Source organism: Methylolobus aquaticus (assembly GCF_054172105.1).
Window position 1 is genome coordinate 1 of record NZ_JBSYXP010000045.1, and the last position, 1438, is coordinate 1438.

General features: G+C 67.5%; 1 protein-coding gene. It reads right to left on the reverse strand.

Annotation, left to right across the window (positions count from 1 at the left end; all coding sequences use genetic code 11):
• Positions 1-1438 (reverse strand): condensation domain-containing protein (locus ACW73L_RS22090; RefSeq protein WP_498924696.1); only part of this gene is annotated, 1438 nt, incomplete at both ends.

The window sequence follows — 1438 nt, forward strand, 5'->3', positions numbered from 1 at the left end:
GGGCGCCGTAACTCAGGCACTCCTCGCCCGCAACCACCGCCACCGCGTCCGGCTGACCCGCCGCCCAGCGGGCGATCAGGCCCGGCACTGGGGCGATGCCGGCGCCAATCGGGATTTCGGACAGGCTCCTCGACCCGGCAGCAAAAGGCAGGCCGATGACCCCGAGCGGTCGTGAGGCATCCTCCACGAACCCGAAAAGTAGCGCCTCGAAGTGGGTGCTCAGCTGCTGTACGGCCGCTTCGTCGAAACGGTCGCACGCGTACTCGAAGCCGATCTCAAGGGTCTCGCCGCCGGTCACGTCGACGGTCAACGGATAGCTCGTGACATCGGTCTGCTGGGCCGCATCGATCCGAACGCCTCCCGCTGCCGCACCGAGCGCTCGGTCGACGGGATAATTCTCGAACACCAGCAGCGTGTCGAACAGCTCGCGGCGGCCGGCCCAGTGCTGGATGTCATACAACGGCGTGTGCTCATGTTCGCGCAGTTCCACATTCAGGGCCTGTAGCGCACTGAGCCAGTCGCCTACTGCGCGGCGCGGATCGACCGTGTAGATCACCGGCAAGGTGTTGATGAACAGCCCGATGAGACTCTCTACGCCAGGCAGATCGCCGGGCCGCCCGGCCACCGTCGCGCCGAAGCTCACGGTGCGCCGCCCGGTGCTTCGGCTCAGCAACATAACCCACGCCCCCTGAATCAGGGTATTCAGTGTGACGCGCACCCGCTGCGCATAGGTTTGGAGCTGACGGGTCCGTTCGGGACTCACGCGCAACACGCACTGGCCGTGGCCGGTGCGTGGCCCGCGAACTCCGGTGGCTGGCGTGAGGCGCGTCGGCTCCTCGAGAGGCTGGAGCTGCCGGCGCCAGAACGCCTCGTCGCCTGCCGTGTCCCGGGCCTGCAGCCAAGCGATATAGTCCCGGTAACGGCCGGGCGCGGGACGCGGCGGACTGCCCGCATAAGTTTCCATGACCTCCCCGAGCAAGGCAGACGTGCTCCAGCCGTCCAGCAGCAAGTGGTGGCTGGTCCAGATCATGCGAACCACGCCACCCGGAAGCTGGATCAGCGTCAGTCTCGACAGCGGCGGCCGCTCCAAGTCGAATCCCAAGGCCAGATCGGCGTCCGCCTCCGCTGCCAGTTCGCTGTCGTCCACGATACGGACGCGCCAGTCGAGGTGCCGTACCGGCAGCTTGACCTGCCGGAGGACGAACTGCAGCGGCACTGACAGCTCGCCGCGCCACAGGAAGCCGGTCCGCAGTACGGCGTGACGGTCGGTCACCTCCCGCCATGCCTGCTCGAAGCGCGCGACGTCGAGCGCTTCCAGTCCGACCGCCAACTGCGTCATGTAGACGCTATTGTCCGGCGCGTGCACCGCATGGAACAGGAGACCTTGCTGCAGGGGGGAGAGCGGGTAGAGGTCGTCGAGGTCGCGGTGCGGGACCGG